Source organism: Planococcus maritimus, assembly GCF_001687625.2.
Classification (GTDB): Bacteria; Bacillota; Bacilli; order Bacillales_A; family Planococcaceae; genus Planococcus; species Planococcus maritimus.
Map to the genome: position 1 here is coordinate 2,568,504 of NZ_CP016538.2, position 22,680 is coordinate 2,591,183.

Annotated in this window: 19 protein-coding genes and 1 pseudogene; all 20 read right to left on the reverse strand. The window is 48.6% G+C overall.

The window, feature by feature from the left end; all coding sequences use genetic code 11:
• Positions 1-26: 26 nt before the first annotated feature.
• The 20 genes and pseudogenes from BBI11_RS12780 to BBI11_RS12870 all read right to left on the reverse strand — a co-directional run bounded on the left by BBI11_RS12780 (position 27) and on the right by BBI11_RS12870 (position 22,604).
• Positions 27-1,304: a nucleotide sugar dehydrogenase gene (locus BBI11_RS12780; RefSeq protein WP_068464062.1), complete on the reverse strand. Its 1,278-nt coding sequence runs from the start codon at positions 1,302-1,304 to the stop codon at positions 27-29.
• Positions 1,305-1,964: 660 nt separating this feature from the next.
• Positions 1,965-3,386 (reverse strand): alanine/glycine:cation symporter family protein, encoded by a 1,422-nt coding sequence (locus BBI11_RS12785; RefSeq protein WP_068464065.1) that lies wholly within the window; start codon positions 3,384-3,386, stop codon positions 1,965-1,967.
• 98 nt (positions 3,387-3,484) lie between these two features.
• Positions 3,485-4,575 (reverse strand): annotated as a pseudogene (locus BBI11_RS12790) (amidohydrolase).
• Between the two features lie 98 nt (positions 4,576-4,673).
• The gene (locus BBI11_RS12795) at positions 4,674-6,287 is read right to left on the reverse strand and encodes a M20/M25/M40 family metallo-hydrolase (RefSeq protein WP_068464068.1); all 1,614 of its coding nucleotides are present in this window, start codon (positions 6,285-6,287) and stop codon (positions 4,674-4,676) included.
• A 42-nt stretch (positions 6,288-6,329) separates the two neighbouring features.
• Positions 6,330-6,674 (reverse strand): EamA family transporter, encoded by a 345-nt coding sequence (locus BBI11_RS16735; protein WP_335645556.1) that lies wholly within the window; start codon positions 6,672-6,674, stop codon positions 6,330-6,332.
• A complete protein-coding gene (locus BBI11_RS12800) occupies positions 6,572-7,243 on the reverse strand; it encodes a DMT family transporter (RefSeq protein ID WP_335645514.1) in 672 nt (223 codons plus the stop codon). Before BBI11_RS12800 ends, BBI11_RS16735 begins: the two co-directional genes overlap by 103 nt.
• A 44-nt stretch (positions 7,244-7,287) precedes the next feature.
• A complete protein-coding gene (panF, locus tag BBI11_RS12805) occupies positions 7,288-8,763 on the reverse strand; it encodes a sodium/pantothenate symporter (protein WP_068464070.1) in 1,476 nt (491 codons plus the stop codon).
• The gene (locus tag BBI11_RS12810) at positions 8,760-9,032 is read right to left on the reverse strand and encodes a YhdT family protein (RefSeq protein WP_068464073.1); all 273 of its coding nucleotides are present in this window, start codon (positions 9,030-9,032) and stop codon (positions 8,760-8,762) included. Before BBI11_RS12810 ends, panF begins: the two co-directional genes overlap by 4 nt.
• 165 nt (positions 9,033-9,197) lie before the next feature.
• Entirely contained in the window at positions 9,198-10,505 is a 1,308-nt protein-coding gene (locus BBI11_RS12815) for an efflux RND transporter periplasmic adaptor subunit (RefSeq protein ID WP_068464076.1), read from the reverse strand.
• Positions 10,502-11,116: a hypothetical protein gene (locus tag BBI11_RS12820; protein WP_083389151.1), complete on the reverse strand. Its 615-nt coding sequence runs from the start codon at positions 11,114-11,116 to the stop codon at positions 10,502-10,504. Before BBI11_RS12820 ends, BBI11_RS12815 begins: the two co-directional genes overlap by 4 nt.
• A gap of 879 nt (positions 11,117-11,995) precedes the next feature.
• Positions 11,996-12,226, reverse strand: a complete 231-nt coding sequence (locus BBI11_RS12825) for a DUF2187 family protein (RefSeq protein WP_068464082.1) — start codon at positions 12,224-12,226, stop codon at positions 11,996-11,998.
• A 78-nt stretch (positions 12,227-12,304) separates the two neighbouring features.
• Positions 12,305-13,267 (reverse strand): ABC transporter ATP-binding protein, encoded by a 963-nt coding sequence (locus tag BBI11_RS12830; protein WP_068464086.1) that lies wholly within the window; start codon positions 13,265-13,267, stop codon positions 12,305-12,307.
• Positions 13,264-14,202, reverse strand: a complete 939-nt coding sequence (locus BBI11_RS12835) for a C40 family peptidase (protein WP_068464089.1) — start codon at positions 14,200-14,202, stop codon at positions 13,264-13,266. Before BBI11_RS12835 ends, BBI11_RS12830 begins: the two co-directional genes overlap by 4 nt.
• A 1-nt stretch (position 14,203) precedes the next feature.
• On the reverse strand, positions 14,204-15,310 hold the full coding sequence (locus BBI11_RS12840) for a dipeptide epimerase (protein ID WP_068464092.1): 1,107 nt from the start codon (positions 15,308-15,310) through the stop codon (positions 14,204-14,206).
• Position 15,311: 1 nt separating this feature from the next.
• On the reverse strand, positions 15,312-16,235 hold the full coding sequence (locus BBI11_RS12845; RefSeq protein ID WP_068464095.1) for a S66 peptidase family protein: 924 nt from the start codon (positions 16,233-16,235) through the stop codon (positions 15,312-15,314).
• A gap of 444 nt (positions 16,236-16,679) precedes the next feature.
• Complete coding sequence (locus BBI11_RS12850; RefSeq protein WP_068464098.1) at positions 16,680-18,305, reverse strand: peptide ABC transporter substrate-binding protein; 1,626 nt, start codon at positions 18,303-18,305, stop codon at positions 16,680-16,682.
• 60 nt (positions 18,306-18,365) lie between these two features.
• On the reverse strand, positions 18,366-19,502 hold the full coding sequence (locus BBI11_RS12855) for an ABC transporter ATP-binding protein (RefSeq protein ID WP_083389105.1): 1,137 nt from the start codon (positions 19,500-19,502) through the stop codon (positions 18,366-18,368).
• Between the two features lie 4 nt (positions 19,503-19,506).
• A complete protein-coding gene (locus BBI11_RS12860; protein ID WP_068464101.1) occupies positions 19,507-20,427 on the reverse strand; it encodes an ABC transporter permease in 921 nt (306 codons plus the stop codon).
• Complete coding sequence (locus BBI11_RS12865) at positions 20,427-21,362, reverse strand: ABC transporter permease (RefSeq protein WP_068464104.1); 936 nt, start codon at positions 21,360-21,362, stop codon at positions 20,427-20,429. The genes BBI11_RS12860 and BBI11_RS12865 overlap by 1 nt, the downstream gene beginning before the upstream one ends.
• 777 nt (positions 21,363-22,139) lie before the next feature.
• A complete protein-coding gene (locus tag BBI11_RS12870; RefSeq protein WP_068464106.1) occupies positions 22,140-22,604 on the reverse strand; it encodes an IDEAL domain-containing protein in 465 nt (154 codons plus the stop codon).
• Between the last annotated feature and the right edge of the window lie 76 nt (positions 22,605-22,680).

Here is a 22,680-nt window from a genome sequence, read left to right on the forward strand (position 1 = left end):
ATGGTTTGAAAATGCGGCCGTGTATTTTAATTTTTTGGGTTGCCTTTGCCGTCGCCAAGACGGTAAACCGTGAATCCGGCTTGTTCATAGGTTTCGCGGCTGATGGCATTTTTTGTGTCAAAAATGGCTTGATGGCGCATCGTTCCGCCCATTGTTTTCGGATCGTATTCTTTAAATGCTTTGTGATCGGTCAAGATAACGATCAAGTCTGCACCTTCGACTGCTTCGTCGTAGCTTTGCGTCTGGAACGGCGCTTTGTTTTCTTTGACATGCGGGTCAAATGAAGCAATACGCAAGTTTTTAGCTTTTAAATGTTCCAGCACTTCCATTGACGGGCTCTCGCGGATGTCGTCGATATTGCCTTTAAAGGCCAAACCAAATACAGCGACTTTCGCATCGGCGACGTCTTTTAGGATGTCGTCGATTTTGTCAGCTGTGTATTGTGGCATGCCATCATTTGTCGTACGAGACAAATGGATGATTTTCGAAAGCTCCTGCTCTTTTTCCACTAAGAACCATGGATCGACAGCGATGCAATGCCCGCCGACGCCTGGGCCTGGCAAGTGGATATTGACGCGTGGATGGTGGTTCGCGAGGCGAATCGCTTCCCAAGCATCAACACCAACATTGTCCGAGATTTTCGCGATTTCATTCGCGAAAGCGATGTTGACATCACGGTAAGTGTTTTCCATGACCTTGACCATCTCAGCCGTAGTTGCATCAGTTAAAATAAATTCGCCTTTGACGAATGATTCGTAATAGACTTGTGTGCGTTTTGACGATTCCTCGTTTATGCCGCCAATAATGCGGTCATTTTTCACGAGCTCTTCAAATACTTTGCCAGGGATCACGCGTTCTGGTGAATGCGAGACAAATAGTTCTGTCCCGATTTCTAAATTGCTCTTCACGAGAATCGGCATCATGACATCAAGTACCGTACGCGGTGGCACAGTAGATTCCAATACGACCAAATCGCCTTTTTTAAGGTACGGCACGATCGATTCTGTCGCAGCACGGATGTAATCCATGTTTGCTGTTTTGTCTTCCGCGATTGGAGACGGGACAGCGATGATGAACATGTCTGCTTCCGCTGGTTTTGTTGAGACCGAGAAAGTCCCTTTTTCCAATGCTTTGTTCAAGTAATCCTGAAGAAACGGTTCTTCAATGTGGATTTGCCCATCAGACAGCATATCTACCGCTTTTTGATTGACGTCCACGCCGTGAACTTCATAACCATGGTTTGCAAACATGACCGCTGTTGGCAAGCCGATATATCCTAATCCCACTACACAGATTTTTTCCATTTCGTTAATTCTCCTCAATTGCCAGTAATTTTTATCGCCTGCTTTGCAAGCAGAGATTTGGTTCAATAGTTTTGCTAAATAAGTTGAACTAATACGTTGTCTTTAAGACTTCATTACATACGATATTCCGCAAAACAGCTGGCTTTCCTGGGGGCTTGCGCTGAACTAATTCGGGCTTACTGCCCGAATGGATTTCAGCACTTCGCTGATCCCCAAGGAGTCTGCGCTATTTTGCTCCATATCTATTGATATCCAGATATTAAGAGTGCAAGGCAGCGAAGGGCAAAAATATGCTCCAACATCGCTGCGCTACTGTGTCGCAAACGAATCGTGTCAAGCACGATTCGCTTCCTGCGGGAGCAGTGATGGAGCGCCGCGACGGAGCGACATGAGTCTTGAGACCCCACAGGAAGCGCAGCAACCGAGGAGGCTCAAGCCATGCCCGAGGAAAGCGTCTGCCTGTAACGATTACATCGCTCTCTTTGACTGGTTCATTTTTTGTTCAACTCACATATTATCAATAGTTCATTCTACCATAGCTAAGCCTTGGGCAGAAATCGTTTTGGTGTATTTTTCATTACGGTTTCGTTACAGGACGCGTGATGGGCTTGTGGGTTCCCAAAGAAAAGCCTCTTCCGCAAATGCGGAAGAGGCTAGAAGTTATTCGTCATGACGATGTGCTTCTTCTCCCCAGCATTCCGTATTTTTCAGGCCAGGTACATTTTTCGCATAGAATACCGGATTCTTGCCGGCTTTTCGTTGACCCATATAATCGTCGAGAACGCGGAAAGCGATCTTCCCGAGCAGGGCAATGACAATCAGGTTGATGACAGCCATCATTCCCATGAAGAGATCAGCCATATTCCAAACCAGTTGAACTTGCGCGATTGAACCGAACATGACCATCGCAAGGACGCCAAAACGATAAGCCGTCAACCATAAGCTATGCGCATTGATGAATTCGATATTCGTCTCGCCGTAATAATAGTTCCCGACAATCGAGCTGAAAGCGAAGAACGTGATGGCGATCGCCAGGAAATAAGGCGCCCATGCCCCGACATGCATCTCGAGGGAAGTTTGCGTCAGTAAGATGCCTTCCTGTTCACTTGTGCGGTACAAGTCCGCCAAAATGATGACGAACGCAGTCGCCGAACAAATGATGATCGTATCGAAAAACACGCCAAGACTTTGAACGAGTCCTTGTTTAGCAGGGTGCGAGACGTTCGCAGAAGCTGCAGCGTTTGGTACAGACCCCATGCCGGCTTCGTTCGAGAACAAGCCTCGGCGAATTCCTTGCATGATTGCAGCACCGATACCGCCGCCTACCACTTCCTCAAGTCCAAACGCATTTTGGATAATTAAAGTGAAGACTGCCGGAATTTCCGTGAAGTTTAGGATGGATATGTATCCTACAACAAGTAGATAAACAACCGCCATAACCGGCACCACCACTTGCGTGACACGCGCGATGCGGCGGACACCGCCGAAGATAACGATAGCAGACAGCACGACTAAGCTTGCGCCGACCACCCAATTCGGGATGTCTAATACCTCGCCGACTGATTGGGCTATGGTGTTCGACTGGACCGAGTTGAAAATAAAGCCGAATGCAAGCGTCAGGAGAATGGCAAAAACAATGCCCAATTTCCGTGTGCCAAGTGCTTTTTCCATATAATAAGCAGGGCCCCCACGGAATTGCTCGCCGTCTTTAATCTTGTAAACTTGAGCAAGCGTACTTTCGATAAAGGCAGTAGCCATTCCGATCAGAGCCACGACCCACATCCAAAACACCGCACCCGGGCCGCCAATGGCTATAGCCAAAGCAACACCGGTAATATTGCCGGTCCCGACGCGTGAAGCGGTCGAAATCGTAAAGGCCTGGAAAGCGGAAATCCCGCCGGTTCCATCTTTCTTTTCCGTGATAACACGGAACATCTCGCCAAATAAGCGCACTTGTACAAAACGTGTACGGATGGTGAAATATAAACCAAGACCGAGCAAGAGCCCGATCAATATGTATGTCCATAATAAGTTATTGCCTTCGTCGACGATCCACGTCAACCCGTTGAATATTGCATCCATATCGATGACCCCTTTAACATTTCTATAGTCTTTGCACTGTTCCCATACCCTAAAGGCCGTGCCCGAAAACTATCCCGGGCACATCCATGGCAAGCTGATTAAGCAAGGCGTAATGTTTCCGCTAAAACCCGCGCTCCAACATCAAGCGCTTCCCGGTTGAATTTCATATCCGGATGATGCAGCCCAGGCGTTAAATCGGCGCCGATTCCAAGCATTGCTGCTTTCAGGCCGGGCTGTTTGATCGTGTAAAAATGAAAATCATCCGCTCCGGTTGTCTGGATCGCTTCTGCGAATGCCTCGTCTCCGAGCACATTGCGAACCGCTTGTGAGGCAATTTCCATCGCTTCTTCCGACACTTCAGCAGCCGGTGTGTAATCGTCCCATTTCAAGTCGATTGTCACGCCGTGAAGTGCGGCAATCGCCCGCAAGCCTTCTTCTAAGCGAACTTTCATCGTGTCCATCAAGGCATTCGACTGCGAACGCACATCGAGCGCGAAAGTAGCGCTTCCCGGAATGATGTTCAAGCTTTCGCCGCCGGTCTGGATATTCGTCAGCTTAGCTGAATACGATTCGAATGGCGAGAAGTAAACCGTTTTCACAAATTGGTGGATCGCCGCGATAACATCGATGGCGTTTTTGCCTTGATGCGGCCGCGCCCCGTGAGCATCTTCGCCGGTAATTTTGCCTTTCAGGAAAATTCCCGAACCGTGATGAAGCGCTGGCGTCACTTTTCCAAAAGGCAGCTCTTCTTGGGGACGCAGATGAACACCAAACAAATGCGTCACTCCTTTCAAAGCGCCGCGCTCAATCATCGCAAGCGAACCGTTGCCTTGTTCTTCAGCTGGCTGGAAAATAAAGCGGATGCGTTTAGTCAATTTTTCATCCTTCAAACGCAGGAGCGCCCCAACACCATCGACATATTGGCATCATGGCCACAGGAATGATTGGCCTGCACTCGGCCGTTCACTTCCTGCCACAAGGCATCGATATCTGCCCGAACCGCGATTACTTCTCCCCCTTCACCGATTTCTGCAAACAATCCCGTGACATCGTCGAAGGTTCGGTATTTCACGCCAAGTTCTTCCATAATCTGCGCAAGCTTTCTCGTGGTCTCGACTTCTTTGAAGCTGACTTCCGGATGTGCATGGAAATGGTCAAAATACGATTCGGTCTGCTGTTTGAACTGCATACAAGATCCGCTCCTTTGCATTATTCATCTTGTTGAATTGTACCTGTCTTCTTGCTTCAAAACAAACTGGATTTCAAAAATCATTTTCTCTGAATGGCCTAGTTTGCCTGTTCCCCCATATGCAAAATCAAGCTAGCGATAATTTCCGGAATTTCTTCGAAAGCATTTTTCATATGGAGCCGTTCGGTGCGCTTATGCGGGTCTTTGCCGAAAGGGCCGATATTCAATACCGGTGCGTTGAGCTGCTGCATGGAACGGAACGGGATGCTGTATAGATCGCCGTAGACCGGCGTGTTGTTTTCATAGCTGATCCAACCGCTCGAGGTATCCCGGTAATTGACGTAGCTGAGATCGGAAATGCCATTGAAAAAATGTACTTGCTCGAGTTCCAAATTGAAACGTTCACGTGCGTGTTGGGTTACATATGCCACGCAGTCCTTGATGAACGAGTCTTCACTTGAATTGACCGCTGGGTAATAAGGCGGTGCGAACAATAAGACGATCCCAGGCGTCAGTTCCTGGCAATTGAGCAGCAAGATGTCCGCGATATGGAACGATTTGTCGCGAACATCGCGGTCTGGGTCCATCAAAGTATCACGTATCAACCGGTTGACATAATCGAGACCGAATTTTTCTTTGGCGTACTCGACCAGTTCTTCGTACCGAAGGACCCGGATTTCATCGAAACGCGGCGCCATGCCGACTTTTTGGCATAAAGAACGATAATCCCCCAAGCATTCCGCGGCGGATTCTTTCGCCAGGCCTTCGAAAATCCCCATGACGTCCTGTGCATTTCTTTCCATCGTAAACACATTATAAAGCGCTTTGGTGCGATACGGGGTTTGAACTGAATACTCTTCTTTCATATCCCCTTGCGTCAGGGTTACGGGAAGGGGCGTTTTTTCTCCGTGAACGGTTTCGGAAAACGCCGGATTCCATTCCATTTTGCGCGTCAAATACGTCGACAAAAAGCTTGAAGTCATGCCGGCAAGCGGCTCTCCTGCGTGTGTTTCTTTTCCGTAAAACAAGGCACTCGGCATGATTTTTCCGATGGATCCGGTATAGATGTATTGCGATTCATCTCCTGGTGATTTCGCAAAGACCGGTTCGCCGTTTAAAAACAGCACGTACTCGAGATCGTATTGACGTTCAAGATCCAGCAATTTCGAGACACCGTAACGCATGCCCGCTGAGTTGATTTCTTCATCCGGTACCGACATGAGGACGATATTGATTGGCCATTTTTCTAAACTGGCCCGTTCAATCAAAGACATATGAATAGCCAGTCCCGACTTCATGTCCATGATGCCCCGGCCGAATAAATAATCCCCGGATGCAAGATCTGCCTGCATTTCCGGCTTGAATTCGCTTTTGATCTTATGGAATGCCTTCTCCAGCTCGGCCGGATGATAGGCAAGCGGAGCTAGATCTCCGTATTCGTGCACAGCCACCGTATCGAAATGGCTGAGCAGCACAACGGTGCGCGAGGCTTGTTCATGCTTATACAAAGCGGTCACATAACGCCGTTCCTTATTGACCTCTCCCAAAGATACAAATTCTGGGTGTTGATGAAAATACGCTGTCTCCATTAACTTGGCTTGCAATTTTTCAGGGAATGTCACTTCCCCTTCTGTCAGCCCTTGCGACTCCCAGCCTACCAATTGTTCTGTCAGTTCGCGCACTTGTTGTGGTGTTGTCCATAGACCCGCCATGATATCGTCTCCTTTCGCTATTTCACTATAGAAAAAAACGGCTCATACGGGGAGCCGTTTCCTGCGTTTTCGAAGCAAATCTTCCGCAGCACCTGAGCCGAATAACACCCCGATGACGATGAGCACTAGACCGATCAAATGGCCGGATGTAATCGTCTCACCGAGTATGAGGCTTGCAGCTACAAGCGAAAACAAGGTATTCAAGTTCATGAAAATGGCCGCTTTTGTGGGGCCAGCTTGACCAATTGAGTAATTATACAACATATGTCCGACCGCTGTCCCAATCATTCCCGAAAAGAAGAAAGCCAGCCAGAACGACGACGGAACTTCCGCAAATGCCGCAATTTCTCCCGGCTCTTGGATAAGCGCGATGACAAATAAGACAATGGCCCTGTCACGAGCATGTATCCCGTCAATAAGCGCGGATCCAACGAACGGGCCGCATTTGCGATAACGATATAACTGAAGACTTGTGCCAATATCGAAATGAAGACCAATATATCCCCAAGACTTAAGCCCGAAGCTGAGTCACTTCCGACCATAACCGTTGTGGCGACGCCTGTAAAACCAATGAAGACTCCCAACCATTGCAGCCGAGAAGGCACCATGCGCATAATCAGCGAAACCAAAACCGCCGTGAGCATCGGCCCCGTTCCGAGAATCAAACCAGCGTTTGTTCCGGATGTAATCGCCAAGCCCTGAGACAGGAAATAATGGTGTGTCACTACATTGAGTAAAGCCCCCAGCAAGATGTATTTCCAATCACTGCGTTTGGGCCAGCGCATCATGCCGAGCGACGCCAAAATGATCAATACCGTCACCCCGGCGAGCAAAATCCGAAACGCCGTCAGCGTGACCGGATCAACAAATTCCAATAAATACTTTACTGCCGCGAGGTTGAATCCCCACACGACCATTACGGACGTTAAGATGCCGTAAATTTTCCATGGAGTCAAAAGTGCAGCCCTTCTTTCCTTTATTCCAGATATAGCCTATCATTTTACGCTTGTTTTTCATTTCTGTATAGAATGGCGTTGTAATCATATGCCTGCCTGTTGATCAGTAGGCTAAAGGCGATAAAGGCCACTAGCGACAGCAGGACCGGTACCGTCACGGTATGTACGCCAAACAAATTGCCGTTTTCGATATTATAGAAATGCAAGGCGATATAGCTAATGATTCCTGTCGCCATGCTCGCCACCGCTCCGTATTTATTGCCCCATTTCCAATAAAGCCCAAGCACAATCGGCCAGATGAATGCCGCTTCCAGGCCGCCGAATGCAAATAAATTAAGGAAAATCAGCAAATCAGGCGGATCGAGCGCCAGCAAGAAGACAATCGTTCCGAGCACTCCTGTGACCCCGAACGACATGCGCTTGATGGTTTTGAGGCTGGCGTCTGGTTTCACATAATTCAAGTAAACGTCTTTCACAATCGAAGAGCTGACCAAAAGCAGCAGTGAATCGACTGTCGACATGATCGCCGCCATCGGAGCAGCGAGGACAATTCCCGCAACCCACGGCGGCAAGGTTTCAAGCGCAATGAGCGGAATGACTTTGTCACCGACTTCGATGCCTGGCAGAATCGGGCGGGCAAACACGCCAATCAAATGCATATTAAGCATGATGAATCCGGTAACCACCGTTCCGATGATGAGCGCACGATGCATCGAGCGGGCGTTTTTATAAGACATTGCGCGCACCGCGATTTGCGGCAAGCCGACAACGCCGACGCCGACGAGAATCCAGAACGAGGAAACGTAAGCAGCACTAAGATTGCCTTCCGCTCCGTACGGCGTGACCAAATTCGGATTTTCGTTGATGAGATCTTGCATAATGTTCGAAACCCCACCGCCCGAAATGATAACGGCGATGAGCAAGACGAGCGTCCCGACGAGCATGACCGCCCCTTGTACCGCATCCGTCAAAGCGACAGCCCGGAAGCCGCCGATGGTCACGTAGACGAGGACGCTAACGGCAAATAAAAACAACGCTGATTGATAGCTGAGCCCCGTTAAGGATTCGATAAGACGCGCGCCGCCGATCCACTGTGCCGCCATTGCGGAAAACAAGAAAATGATGATGCTTAGCGCAGATAATAAAACGACTACTGTGCTATTGTAGCGGGCTTTTAAAAAATCGATCATTGTGACAGCGTTATAGCGCCGTGCCATGATAGCGTATTTTTTTCCGAGAATCATCAAGACAAAATAACCGGTGACCACTTGCGTCATCGCCAGCAGCACCCAGCCAAACCCCATCGTATACGCGGTTCCCGGACCACCAAGAAAACTCGAAGCGCTGCCGTATGTCGCAACCATCGTCATCGCCAGGACAAACCCGCCGAGTTCACGACCACCGAGAAAATAATCACTAATGAAGTTCGACGAGCTAGCCAGTTTCCTGCTCGACCAATAACCGATGAAAAAAATGATAATTAAAAAGACAAGCATGGGAATAAGAACGGAATAGTTCATCGGTGTTCCTCCTGTTCTTCGTCAAACGGCACATCGACAAAGAAGAATTTGACGATAACTGTGACGAGTACAACCATGACCAGGAAGCCGACGATGCAGCTATAGAAAAACCAATCAGGTAATCCGAGTATGTACGTATATTCTTCGACTGGCCGACTGCCTAGCCCGTAGGCGAAAGCAAACCACCAGACGAAGTTGAAGAGCGCAAGGCCGAGGCCAATCCAAGCTTCCCGGTGCGCGATACGAAAGCGCCAATCTGTTTCTTTCATGGGTATCTCTCCGATCCATGGCTATAATGTGTTGTGTCTATCGTACACCAATGGCCGCTGTAAATTAAGCACCAGTTTCTTCGCCACTTTTGGGCAAAAATAAAAATTGGTTTCCACATGGGCTTGTCCATAAAGAAAACCTCCGGAAGGCTCCGGAGGTTTTGCTTAGCGTGCCAATAAATATTCAACATAAGCGCGCCATTCGGTATTTTTTGCGTAAGTGAAGTCTGGCGCAAGACTCGGGAATGGCATGAAGAGCTTCGGCCGTCCCGGATAATCATGTAGTTGTTCTTCGTTAATCGCAATCTCTCCAGCTTGCATGCCACTCGTGAGAACGACGCGGCCATGCTGCGCGAAGGCAATTTCGACCGGCACTGTATTTGGGCGGCCATCGATATTCAAGGTATAGGTAGTTCCTTGGGTGTCGTCGTCATCGTAAACCCAGCCATCACGCAAGGCAATCGCATCTTGTGCTTCATTCAACGTAATTTCAGCGTTGACGTTGCTGCCATAAGGCACGGTGTCTTGCAACGGTGCTTCAGGCGCGATACGAACTTCGTAAAAGGCGATAGGGTTGTTTTGCTCGATGCGCCCGAGATCCCGATACGCTTCGAACCATTGCGATTCTTCCGCAGGAATTTCAGAAACGCTGCGGACCGTTCCAGCAATCGCGCCTTCGATGCCTGGCGCCTGGATAAATACGCGGTCTGCCTGTTCGACTTCGTGCCATTCATCTTCGAGCAGGTACGTGACAAATTCTCGTTCCGTATTGTAAATTTCAATGCTGAGCGGTGCAGAATCGCGATTGATGCTAGCGACCGTGCCATCGACCGGGCTAATAAGCGCCGGGTTCTCTTGGCTTTGAGCGAGTTGCGCTTCGACAACCGCAAGCTCGGAATCAATCGCCGCTAAGCGTTGCTGAGCCTGAGCGATGCCAGATGCATACGCGCCGTCTTCCGGTACTTCCACGCCGACTGAGACATTGACATCCATACGCAGCTCTTGCTCCATGTCTTCACCAAGCCCTGGATAGCTCGAGCTCGTGTTGGAATTCTCGTTCACGCTGCTGTCTTGAGACGACCGCGCTTGCGTCAATTCCTGCAAAGTCGACTGGACCTCACTGCGTTCTGCTTGCAGCGCGCTTTGCTCCGACTGCCAAATGGCACGCTGATCTTCCGACTCGCTTTCGTTCAAACGAGCAAGTTCAGTACCTGCTGTCACGGCGTCGCCTTCTTTGACGAGCCATTGCTCAAGCGCTTCATGGTCTTGCACGTAAATTTCCATCGTATCCTGCGGTGCCGTCAATGCTTCTTTCGGCAAAGTTTCCGTATACGTGTGGGTATATGCTTGCTCGTATTCACTGACATACAATTCTTTTGAAATGATGCTTTTTTCACCGAACAGCAATAAAAAGTTCGAGGTCAAAAACGCGACGACGGCAATGGACAAGCCGATAAAGAAAAAGCGGTTCATAGAATCGGCCCCCCTTGCATAAAGTCCCGAAGCATTTCATCAACCGGAATTTGGCTGAACAACGCGACAATCAATGCGGAAATCACATGAATAACGATCAGTGAAAGCAAGATAATTTTCGGTGACACACGCGAGAAATTTTTGATGAAGCGATACTGAATCGCAATGATCAATGACGTAAACAAGGTCAATTGGTTAAAGAAATAGATCAAATAGCTATTTTCCAGGAACGTCGCAGCAATTGGCCCGAATGAAAATGGCGAAAAGGCCATTGTGTAGCCGTTCCATGCGAATATTCCAAAGATCAAGCCTTTTTCAAGCACTAACAATGCCGTAACGTAAGCTTGCATCACAAGCATCGCCTTCCATGGGATGCCAATAATTCGGCCGTATAAATACGGGGCGATGTACAAGTGGAAACTTAAATACAAACCGCCCCACAGCAAAGTACCGACAAGCGATGTCCAACGCGCAAGCGTATAACCGTCAAACATGCCCGCCGCAAGCAATGGCGTCAACGATCCGGTGTTCATGCCCCAAATTTCAGGTAACGCAAAGACCAGCAAGCCGAGCACTAAGATAACGGCCAATCGCTTATTGATTTGCCTCATTTCGGTGTGTCGTAAATTATGTATGAGTTGGCCTTGGTTCAGGAAGAAATGCCAAAATTTAAAATCAGATATCATGCGCTTAAGTCCTTTCAGGCAAATGGCGTTCTGCTTAATTTTACTTTACCAAAAAACCAAGCGCTTTGAAACGAATTCCCTGCCACAATTTTCAATATTTGGTGGCTTTGAGACGAATGGCATAGGATTGTGGTGAATTTCAAATTAGTAAAGGGTGAAGTGGAGTGGAAGTAGGAGATGTTTAATGAAGAAAAGTGATGTGAAAGAAGTGAGCAGAAAAAGCTTACGCTTTTCGACTGCGTTGCAGGGGGCTGCTTGCCGTGGGGCGGGTGTTGAGCCAACGTGCCAAAAAGCGCGGCACGTTTGTCTCGCCAGCCCGCGCGGTCCCACAGGCGTCAGCCCCCCTCCACTCCGTCTTTAATTTTAGAGTGGAAGGAAACTTCTTCTCCTCACTCATTATTATGTGTGTGCTTGTTTCATGAATTATAGCTTATATCATTTGGAACAAAGATAATGCGATTGTGCGTGCTAATTCACCACAAGCTTTTCGATTCGAATAGCTCAGTACCAGATACCGCGTTCTGGGAAGCGATTTCCCCACTAGCCGGCAACTGAATACAGAAAGAAAGCTATGTAAACTAGCATTACCTAATGAAATCTCAAAGCCGCCTAGCGTAAAAGGGTGAGCCGATGCAATAAGACAAGTGTTTTTCTTGGCTTATTGCAAGAGGCCAACCCAAAGCCCGGCGGCGATTATCAACGCGAAACTTAAATGGAATATAGAAATATCTCCACATACAAACACTCGCTAACTTCACTTAATTCCACACAATGAAAAAACCTCCGCGGCTGCGGAGGCTTCGTTTATTGATCTGCGACAATCTTGTATTTCTTATGTGAAATTACGGTCATGTTGGAAGCAGCGCCGATTTCCTTGGCGTCTTCTGGTGAAATCTCGACGATCACCGAATTGTCCATAATTTTGAAGATGGTTCCGTTAACGTCCACGCCATTGCGGTTGAATGAGATCCATTCGCCGATTTTACGGGCCGCTACAAATTCAGATACTTCTTTTTCATGGGGTTGAAATGCCATCGTTATCCACGCCTCTCTATAATGAAAACATTATCTATCTATTATAGCATAAATTTATGGTAATTTCATCTGTTTCACTTACTCATACAAATGACAAGCGACGTAATGGCCGGGCTCTTTTTCCTGCCATGCCGGCTTTTTCTCTGCACAAATGCTCATGGCATGCGGACAGCGCGTCCGGAAGACACAGCCGCTCGGCGGATCGATGGGGCTCGGAAGTTCCCCTTCTAAAATCACGCGTTCGCGGGCTTCTTCGATATCTGGATCTGGAATCGGGATCGCTGACAGCAAAGCTTCCGTATACGGATGCAAAGGTTTGTCATACAACTGGTCGGCCGTCGTCAGTTCGACCATATGCCCCAAGTACATGACGCCGATGCGATCGGATATGTATTTGACCATGCTGAGGTCATGCGCAATGAATAAATACGTCAGTCCTTTTTCCTTTTGCAGCTTTTGCAGGAGCATGACGACTTGCGCTTGGACCGACACATCGAGTGCCGAGATCGGTTCGTCGGCGATAATGAAATCCGGGTCGAGCGATAAAGCCCGGGCGATGCCGATGCGCTGTCTTTGCCCACCGGAGAATTCATGTGGATAGCGATTGGCATGATCACGGTTCAACCCAACGTCTTCGAGCAATTGATAGACGCGCGCCTGCAACTCTTTTTTGTTCTTATACAAGCCATGTACTTGCATCGGTTCAGCAATAATCTCGAAAACGGTTGAACGCGGATTAAGAGATGCGTATGGATCCTGGAAAATCATTTGCATATTGCGCAAGTAATCGAAGCGGTCCTTATCAGACATCTTGTGGATATCGACGCCGTTGTATTCGACTTTGCCGTCTGTCGAGCTGTACAAGCCCATAATGGTCCGGCCGGCCGTCGATTTGCCGCAACCTGATTCTCCTACGAGCCCGAACGTTTCGCCGCGCTTGATATCAAAAGAAATGCCGTCGACTGCTTTTAAGGTCGTGTCTTTGCCGAGGTCGAAATGGCGCTTGAGTTCCTGTACGGACAGTAAAGTTTCGTTCGTCATGTAGTTTCCTCCTGAGTAAATCTGCGGACGGCACATAATTCTTTGTCGTAGACTGTGCCTTCGAGACGGATGATTTCAATCGCTTTTCCGGATGTGGGTGAATGAATCATCATGCCTTGCCCGTAGTAAATGCCGACATGATGAAGTTTTCCTTGTCCTTCTTCGTAGGCGAAGAATAATAAATCGCCTACTTGCCAAGCATCGGCATCAAATCGGTCCACTTCCACTCCTTCTGTCGACTGATCTCCCGCATCGCGTGATATGTATAAACCGTTTGCTTTTAGCATATGATGGGCGAGGCCGGAGCAGTCATAGCCGAAGCTCGACATGCCGCCCCAGAAATACTGCAAGCCCAAAAACCGCTCTGCCATACTGGCGATCGACGAGCCACTCCCCAATGGAATTTGTTCGGGCGATGGAACGAGTTGGATGTGCTGCGCTTCAATATGGGCATCGCCATCTGGCGTGGAGACTTGGACATGGGTTTCATTTGCATCGTAGACCGGCAACAAGCTATTGAACGGAATCGACATAAGCGGTAGGCGGTCCAGCGTCCATAACTGCGCTTTATCAGCGGTCACGCGCGCATAGCTTCGCCCTGAGAGTGAATCGGTTTCCTTTAGATGTGCTAGAGGCACCCACCCTGGATAGCCGCGCTCATCTTTATGGCTTGGCTGCCAAGGCGCGATGATCTTTGCCCATGCCCCGTCAATTTCTTCTATTAACACAGGCTCTCGGTATAGCAGCTGCGTTTGAAGGCGATTGCCCAAAGTGAGGTCTTTCGTTTGCTGTTGGTTCATCGCTTCACGCCATTTATTGATGTTCGGCATATCTGCAATAGCGTATGCATCCACTTCCCTAACTTTATCGGGATGAGTCCAGACGCTTGTCACGGGGACGCGGCAGACCCATTCCGTCGATTGTGTTTGTGGCATATTATCCTCTCCGTTCGCGTAAAGTTTCCAGGAACTGCTCCGCATCGATGCCAAGTCCTGGCTCATCTGAAAAGTGGATAGCTTTGCCACTATATTGGATGCCACCCGGCAATAGATCCTCTTTCAGCATGAGCGGCGCATCAAAGTCAAAACGCGTGACATTCGGCTGGCTCGCTGCGAAATGAGCAGCTGCCGTCAAGCCGAGTTTCGATTCAATCATGCTGCCGGTCATGCACCGCACGCCAAAAGCCTCAGCAAGCACATTGATTTTCAAAGCTTGGTGGATGCCGCCCGCTTTCATCAATTTAATATTAATCAAGTCAGCTGCGCGCAATTCTAAAACGCGTCTTGCATCAACTGGTGAAAACACGCTCTCGTCCGCCATGATTGGCGTTAAGGTGCGATCGGTGACGAATTTCAAGCCTTCAATATCATTGGCCAGCACCGGCTGCTCGATCAATTCGATATTGAATCCGGCATCTTCCATCCGAGTAATGATGCGCACCGCCGATTTTGGGTCCCATCCTTGGTTGGCATCTAAACGTAACGTAACTTTGTCGCCAACTCGCTTGCGGATCGCTTGGATTCTTTTGAAATCATTCTCCGCCTGGTCGATTCCGACTTTCACCTTCAAGACCGTAAAGCCCTGCTGCTCATAGTGTGCCGCATCTTCGGCCATTTCTTCCGGCGCATTGACCGACACCGTGTAATCGGTCTCGATCGATTCCCGGTAACCGCCAAGAAACTGGGTCAAGGACATACCCGCCTGTTGGGCAATCAAATCATAGAGCGCCATATCGACAGCGGCTTTGGCGCTCGTGTTGCCGACCAGCGTTTTATGGAGCTTGTCAAAAAGCTGGTCACGGCGCCGCAAGTCCATCCCGATCAATCCTGTGCCAATCAATTGGATTGCCTGTTCGATGGCATCCAGCGTATCGCCCGTAATAACGTGTGTCGGCGGTGCCTCCCCAAAACCGGAGCGTCCATCTTGTGTCGCGAGATGAACGATGACCGCCTCAGCTGCTTCTACTGTCCGGAGCGCAGTCTTGAACGGCTTTTTTAAAGGAACCGCTATCCGGTAGGTCTCGACAGACGCTACAACGGACATGTCACTCGACCCCCGGCAGGATGGTCAAAGTTTTCGCATCGGCATCGAGCCGCGCTTTTACGCCAAGCGGCAGAGAGAAATTCGGTTCGCAATGGCCGATCTTAAAGCCTTTGACGACTGGAATGTCCATGTCGCTAAAATAATCATTCAATACTTGGTCGAGCGTCCACGATTGCTCAGGCTTTTTCGGCTCGGCGTTTTTAAAATCGCCGATGACAATCCCAGCCACTTGTTCGAACTTGCGCGCCATTTTAAGCTGGTTTAGCATTTCATCAACTTGGTATGGCTCTTCTCCCGTATCTTCAATTAATAAGATCTTTTCTTTCGTGTCGATTTCGAATTTCGTCCCAAGAGTCCCGCGAATCAAGGATAAATTGCCCCCGACTAGTTCACCATCAGCCATGCCGCCCGATAAAGTTTCCAGTTCAGAGATGGTTTCATCGTAATGCAGTTCGAAAGGCTGAAACATTTGTCCGAACATGCGGCCGCTGCGCTCGTGAAATTCTGGCTTTCCAACGTCTGACGCCAACATCGGCCCGTGGAACGTCACCAGTTCTGCATACATTCCGATGGCATTATGTAAGAACGTCACATCTGAATAACCCCAGAAAATCTTCGGGTTTTCTTTGATCATGGCGTAGTCGATTCGGTCTGCGTAGCGAGCCGCTCCGTATCCCCCGCCAGCACAGATAATGGCTTTTACTTCTGGGTCTTCGAACATGGCGTGTAAATCCGCTAACCGCTCGTCATCGCTTCCAGCTAAATAACCATTTTTCGCTTCGACGGATTTGCCCATTTTCACGTTCAATCCCATTTCTTCTAAAAATGGCAAAGCTTTTTTCAAATTCTCTAAGTTCGGCGGGCTGGATGGAGAAATGATCCCCACCGTATCCCCTTTTTGCAATCGTTTTGGCATTGTGCGCATATTGCTCACTCCTCTTGTTTTCTGTTCTTCACTCATTAAAACTACCAGTTTTCCTCAGTGAAAAACAGAAAAGCGCGGCGCTTGGCCGCGCTTCTGTTTTTTCAAGTGATTACGACCGTTGATTAGGCGTAATCGCTTTTAGTTTTATCCAGCTCCTTGCCCCCAACTCCTCGGGTCGTAAGCCAACCCAGCATTGCGGCAAAGAGCGCCGCTTCGGGGAATTGTCTTATGCCTGTCGGGGGCCCGCCGGAAGCGGGTCAGCTAAGCGTTGCGACAGGACGTCGCGCACTTAGCTTAGCCTCGACTCGGGCGTGATCGCTTTTAGTTTTATCCAGCTCCTTGCCCCCAACTCCTCGGGTCGTAAGCCAACCCAGCATTGCGGCAAAGAGCGCCGCATTGCTGATCTGTCTTACGCCTGTCGGAGCTGAACGGGGGCAGTCGCTTTTAGTTTTTATCCGCTGTCTTAAGGTCGATGTACCCTACCGGATGGCGGAGGATGCCTTCGATGCCTTCTTTTTGCAGCTGGACTTGGTTATAGAAATGAATCGGGAAGATCGGCATTTCGTCCATCAGGATTTTTTCTGCTTCGATCAATGTTTCCCAGCGTGCGGCAGAGTCTGTTTCTGCTTTCGCTTCTGCGATGAGTTGGTCGAATTCTTCGTTGGACCATTGTGTGCGGTTCATGGAAGAGTCAGTGATGAAGCTTTCCAGCGCGTTGACTGGATCTGCGTAGTCATGGATGAATGAGCTGCGCGACAATTGGTATTTGAATTCTTTTTGCTCGGTCAAGAAGACGCTTGCCTCGACGTTTTGAAGTTCAACGTCTACATCCAAAGCAGTCTTGAACTGGTCTTGCAATGTTTCAGCAATGTTTTGATGAGATTCGCTCGTCGAGTAGGAAATCGTCACTGGCGGCAGTTCATCCCAGCCTTCTTCTTCCATACCTTCTTCAAGCAATTGCTTCGCTTTGTCAGCGTCGAATTTCACCAATTCGCCCGCTTCGTCGCGGAATTCCTGGCCGTTCGGTCCTTCAAATCCGTAAGAAACAAAGCCGTACGCCGGTTTTTCACCGTTTTTCGTGACGTATTGGACGATATCATCCTGGTTCACCGCGTAAGCGAATGCTTGGCGGACTTTTTTATTCGTGAATGGTTCTTCTTCTACATTATAGCGATAGAAATACGTACCTGCCTGGTCCATCGTGCCAAGTTCAGGGGAATCCTGCAATTGCTCGGACATTTCAGCTGGTACACTCGATACGTCCAGTTCGCCCGCTTCGTACATTTGGTATTCTGTGTTCGGATCGTTGACCATTGCCCAGTGGACTTTATCCAAGTTTACGTTTTCCGCGTCCCAATACTCTTCGTTCTTCTCAAAAACGAAATCTTCGTCATGGCTCCAAGAAGCCAAGTTGAACGGCCCGTTTCCGACAAAGCTGTCCGCTTCTGTATGCCAGTCCGGATTTTCCGTAGCGGTCGCTTCGTGGATCGGGAAGAAGCTTGGGTTGGTGATGATGTTCAAGAATGCTTCTGTCGGCTCTGTCAATTTCACGACAAACGTTTTGTCGTCTTCTGCAGAAATTGCCACGTCTTCTACAGCGCCTTCTCCGTTGTTATACGCTTCTGCGCCTTCAATGAAGTACGCAAGGAATGCGGCTGGAGAAGCTGTTTCCGGGTCCAGCATATGCTGCCAAGCGAATACGAAATCGCCAGCTGTGACCGGTTCGCCGTTCGACCAATTGGCCTCTTCACGGATGTTGAACGTGTAGGTCAAACCGTCTTCTGAGACGTCGATCGATTCAGCTGTCGCTTCGACTGGCTGAGACGATTCATCAAGACGTGTCAAACCTTCCATTAAGTTGTTCAAAGCACCCCATGATACTGCGTTAAAGCCGATCGATGGGTCGAATGAAGTCGGTTCTTCACCGTTATTCATAAATAGTGTTTTCTCTCCGCCGGAATCTGCGGTGCCTTCTTCGCCTGAATCACTGCCCGCGTCTTCGCTCGCTGTACAAGCGGCGAGAACGAATACGAACATTGCCATCAGAAATAATACGAGCCATTTCTTCATGTGTGTTCCCCCTAAAATTTTCTTGTGTATGTGAATGCGCAAATGCGCCCCCAGCCAAATTTATCTTGCAAAAGCCTGTTCATCGATCAATTTTTGAGCCCTTGGATCTTGCAGCCAGCAATCCACTTTATGCGTTTCTGACAAGGTCGTCACTTCCGGATAAACATTCGTGCAGACATCCATCGAAAAAGGGCAGCGGGCAGCGAATGCGCAGCCACTTGGCGGTGCGAATAGATCGGGCGGCGTGCCGTCGATCGGTTTCAGCTCCCCACCCGCGAGGTCGAGCCTTGGCACGGACGTCAATAAGCCCTTGGTGTATGGATGCTGCGGGTTGTAGAAAATCTCACGCTTGTCGCCAGTCTCAATGACTTTCCCGGCGTACATGACTGCGATGCGATCCGCGATTTTGGCAACCACACCGAGGTCGTGTGTGATCAAGATAATCGACACGCCGGTTTTTGCTTGAATTTCTTCGAATAGTTCCAGAATCTGCGCTTGGATCGTCACATCAAGCGCTGTTGTTGGCTCATCGGCAATCAAGAGTTCCGGTTCGCAGATCAAAGCAATCGCAATGACGATGCGCTGCCTCATGCCTCCTGAGAATTGGTGAGGGTATTGCTTGAGCCGTTCATCCGGATTCGGAATGCCGACCAGCTTGAGCATGTCGATCGCCCGCTCTTTCGCTTCTGCTTTGCTCAAGTTCTTGTGCTGTTTGACACCTTCCGTCAATTGTTCACCAATTGTTAAGGTCGGATTGAGCGCAGTCATCGGATCCTGGAAAATCATCGAGATGTCGACGCCCTGTATTTTGCGCATTTCTTTCTTCGATAATTTGGTGAGATCCTGTGTTTTGAAATGAACGCCTTTGGAACTGATTTTGCCCGGTGGCTGCTGAATCAAGCCCATGATGGCATTGGAAGTCACTGATTTTCCACACCCCGACTCCCCGACGATTGCTAAGGTCTCTCCTTTATACAAGTCGAAATTGACGCCGCGCACGGCTTGTACGGTTCCGCCATATGTATTGAAAGTCACATGCAAATCCTGCACGGACAAGATACGTTCGTCCGTGACAGTCTTGCGTTTTTTCGGTTTGACTATCTTTCCGCGTTGACCCGAGTGATCGACTGCATCGATATCCATCCCATCTTCTAAACGGGTGCGCGCCAATTCTTCAGCTATCTGCTTTCCTGTCATGTCATCACTTCCTCATCTTTGGATCGAGTGCATCTTGCAGCCCGTCTCCAAGTACGTTAAATGCGAACATCGTCAATGAAATAAATAATGCCGGGAAGAACAAGCGCCACCAATCGCCGGTAATGATGACTGGCAAAGCATCGTTCGCCATGACGCCCCAACTCGCAAACGGCGCCTGAATCCCGAGACCGAGGAAGCTCAAGAATGCTTCAGCGAAAATCGCACTCGGCACCGTTAAAGTCATTTGAACGATGATTGGCCCCATTGAGTTTGGGATCAAGTTTTTGCGAATGATGCGCGGTGTCTTTGCTCCAAATGATTTCGATGCCGTGACGAATTCATAGTTTTTCACTTGCAACACTTGTCCCCTGACAATACGCGCCATGCCGACCCAGCCCGTGATGGTGAGTGCCAGAATGATGGTCCATAAAGACGGTCCCATGACGACGAGCAATAAGATAACGACCAGCAAATACGGTAAGCCATAAAGGATTTCGATGATGCGCATCATAACAGCATCGATTTTTCCGCCTTTATAGCCGGCAATGCCGCCGTAAACGATGCCGATAACAAAATCGATCAACGCGGCCATCAAGCCGACGAATAGTGAAATGCGTGCCCCGTACCAAGTGCGGGTAAAAACGTCACGTCCTGCTTCATCCGTCCCAAACCAATGGGTCGCGCTCGGCGACTGGTTTTGATTCGGCAAATCTTGTGTTGTGACGGAATGCGGTGAAAATACAGGGCCGAATATCGCCATTACAGCGAGCAGTGCCAGGAAAATCAGTCCGAGCATCGCCAGTTTGTTTTGCTTCAGCCTGCGCCAGGCGTCTTTCCAATAGGAAAGCGACGGGCGCACGACGGCTTCTTTTTCATCTGTATGGTTGTCAGATGGACGGAACCAATCATTACGAACCTGCGTCATCACACATCACCTTCTTTCTTGTGCAGCTTGATGCGCGGATCCAAAATGCCGTAGACGATATCGACGAGAAACAGCATAAAAATCAAGAACGCACTGTAGAATACCGTTGTGCCCATGATGACCGGATAATCGCGGTTATTGATTGAATCGACAAAGTATTTGCCCATCCCCGGAATCGCGAAAATTTTCTCGATGACAAAGGTTCCGGTCAAAATGCCGGCAAGCAAGGTGCCCATGATCGTCACGACTGGCATCAAGGCATTGCGCAGTGCATGACGCCACACGATACGCATCGGTTTAATGCCCTTGGCGCGGGCCATTTTGATGTAATCCTGCGTCAGCACTTCAAGCATACTCGAACGTGTCAGCCGGGCAATGATCGCCATTGGCCCGGTCGCAAGCGCCAGTACCGGTAGCACCATATGCATCGGGCTGGTCCAGGTTGCGGGAGGGAAGATATTCCAGTTAACTGCGAGTTGCTGGATCAACACCGTTGCGAGGACAAAGTTCGGAATCGAGATCCCAATGACGGCAAAAGCCATGGCCGCGTAATCGATCATTTTGTTATGCCGCAGCGCAGCCATTGTCCCGAGAATAATTCCGGAGACGACCGCAACAAGAATGGTGATCATTCCAAGTTCGAAGGAAATCGGGAAGCCCCTGGCCAGTAGTTCATTGACCGTTCGGTTCGGGTCTTTGATCGACGGCCCGAAATCGAATGTGACGATCGATTGCATATAACTCAAGTATTGAATATGTAGAGGCTGATCGAGCTTATAGAAACGCTCCAGGTTCGCCTGTACCGTTTCGTTCGTGTTGCGGTCACTTTCAAGCGGCGACCCGGGAACGGCATGCATCAGGAAAAACGTCAATGTCGCAATGATGAAAATCGTCACGAGCATCATTAAAAATCGTTTGAGTATGTATTTGCCCATTATTTCTTCCTCCTAACAGAACCTCGCTTGCATCATCAACTAACGTATCATGATGTAAAATTCCCCTTTGTTTGTCTTATTCGGAATATTTTTGAAACTTCACGTCAATTAATATAGCAATATTGCAAGAATATTTCAATATAATTTTTTATTCTAAAAAATTCATCCTTATTCATTTCAACCGAAAAACATTCATCGACCCACTCACTTCCCACTAAAAATGGATTTTTTTCTGTATATATTCTGCATGAATGAGGCCATTGATTTTTCCCACTATAATTATTTGAGTTCAAAACGAGCCGAATTCCTTCATTTATTGGCTTGTCTTAAACCATACCGGTACTCTTGAACGAAAGGAGCTTCTATATTTATTTTAATTTTTAGAATATTTGGTAATTTAGACTCATGCATTTTCTTCCAATTCCTTTTAGACTGTAAACAAGTTATAAATAGTTCAACTGGACACTATAACTGGCAAACAGGGTTTCCCGACAATCACAAGAAGGAGCGGATCATCATGAATAATTTTGAAAAAGTACTCGAGATGCAATGGGGAGATCTTGCGCTGGGCGTAACAGGTTCTGCCGTTATCATGTTAGCCCTTAATTACTTCATGCTCATGTAGAAAGGAGCACCATATGATTTCCGAACATACGTAAAAGCCCTTTTCCGATCGACGGAAGAGGGCTTTTAGCATGTTTTTTCCCATATAAAAACGCCTGCTCTCGAATTCCCGGGCAGGCGTTGCTTATCCATAGGCTGTTTGTAAATGTATCATCATAGACCTCCATCAAGTACTTGTTTTTGCTCAGACAGCAGCTTCTCAAACAGTTCCTTATCCCCCGCGGCTAATGCCTGATCAATCATGCGGTTGAAGTTTTCCTGCTCCAGGAACTGGATTGCTTCGGTCGCTTCTTTCTTGGTTTGTTCGTTCACTTCGATCAATTCCGCCCTTTCTTCCTTCAAAATGCTCTGAAGGTGTGTGTGTATATCGGACACTAGCAACAATTGGTAGAGCGGCAAACGGATAAAGCGATTCCCTTTCTGGAATACAAAGACTTCGGAAAGATTCTCCACTTGGAACGTATTCAAGTTGACGATGATCTCTTTCCCTTCGACCGGAATGAAGTGAAACACTTCATCGTCTTTTAGAATCGAAAAATATTGATAGGCGAACACAAACTTGATGCGGTGCCCTTCTCTCTTTGTATAAAACGGCTTCATCAATTTTACATGCAACATCTGACTCCCCTCCTCATATTTCAGAATATTCTGCTTATATAAATCATACCATAAATTGGGCGAAACGGATAGAAAA

Coding starts and splice junctions, on each gene's coding strand:
- BBI11_RS12780 (WP_068464062.1), bottom strand. CDS start 1,304: ATGGAAAAAATCTGTGTAGTGGGATTAGGATATATCGGCTTGCCAACA.
- BBI11_RS12785 (WP_068464065.1), bottom strand. CDS start 3,386: ATGGATGCAATATTCAACGGGTTGACGTGGATCGTCGACGAAGGCAAT.
- BBI11_RS12795 (WP_068464068.1), bottom strand. CDS start 6,287: ATGGCGGGTCTATGGACAACACCACAACAAGTGCGCGAACTGACAGAA.
- panF (WP_068464070.1), bottom strand. CDS start 8,763: ATGAACTATTCCGTTCTTATTCCCATGCTTGTCTTTTTAATTATCATT.
- BBI11_RS12810 (WP_068464073.1), bottom strand. CDS start 9,032: ATGAAAGAAACAGATTGGCGCTTTCGTATCGCGCACCGGGAAGCTTGG.
- BBI11_RS12815 (WP_068464076.1), bottom strand. CDS start 10,505: ATGAACCGCTTTTTCTTTATCGGCTTGTCCATTGCCGTCGTCGCGTTT.
- BBI11_RS12820 (WP_083389151.1), bottom strand. CDS start 11,116: ATGAGGCAAATCAATAAGCGATTGGCCGTTATCTTAGTGCTCGGCTTG.
- BBI11_RS12825 (WP_068464082.1), bottom strand. CDS start 12,226: ATGGCATTTCAACCCCATGAAAAAGAAGTATCTGAATTTGTAGCGGCC.
- BBI11_RS12830 (WP_068464086.1), bottom strand. CDS start 13,267: ATGACGAACGAAACTTTACTGTCCGTACAGGAACTCAAGCGCCATTTC.
- BBI11_RS12835 (WP_068464089.1), bottom strand. CDS start 14,202: ATGCCACAAACACAATCGACGGAATGGGTCTGCCGCGTCCCCGTGACA.
- BBI11_RS12840 (WP_068464092.1), bottom strand. CDS start 15,310: ATGTCCGTTGTAGCGTCTGTCGAGACCTACCGGATAGCGGTTCCTTTA.
- BBI11_RS12845 (WP_068464095.1), bottom strand. CDS start 16,235: ATGCGCACAATGCCAAAACGATTGCAAAAAGGGGATACGGTGGGGATC.
- BBI11_RS12850 (WP_068464098.1), bottom strand. CDS start 18,305: ATGAAGAAATGGCTCGTATTATTTCTGATGGCAATGTTCGTATTCGTT.
- BBI11_RS12855 (WP_083389105.1), bottom strand. CDS start 19,502: ATGACAGGAAAGCAGATAGCTGAAGAATTGGCGCGCACCCGTTTAGAA.
- BBI11_RS12860 (WP_068464101.1), bottom strand. CDS start 20,427: ATGACGCAGGTTCGTAATGATTGGTTCCGTCCATCTGACAACCATACA.
- BBI11_RS12865 (WP_068464104.1), bottom strand. CDS start 21,362: ATGGGCAAATACATACTCAAACGATTTTTAATGATGCTCGTGACGATT.
- BBI11_RS12870 (WP_068464106.1), bottom strand. CDS start 22,604: ATGTTGCATGTAAAATTGATGAAGCCGTTTTATACAAAGAGAGAAGGG.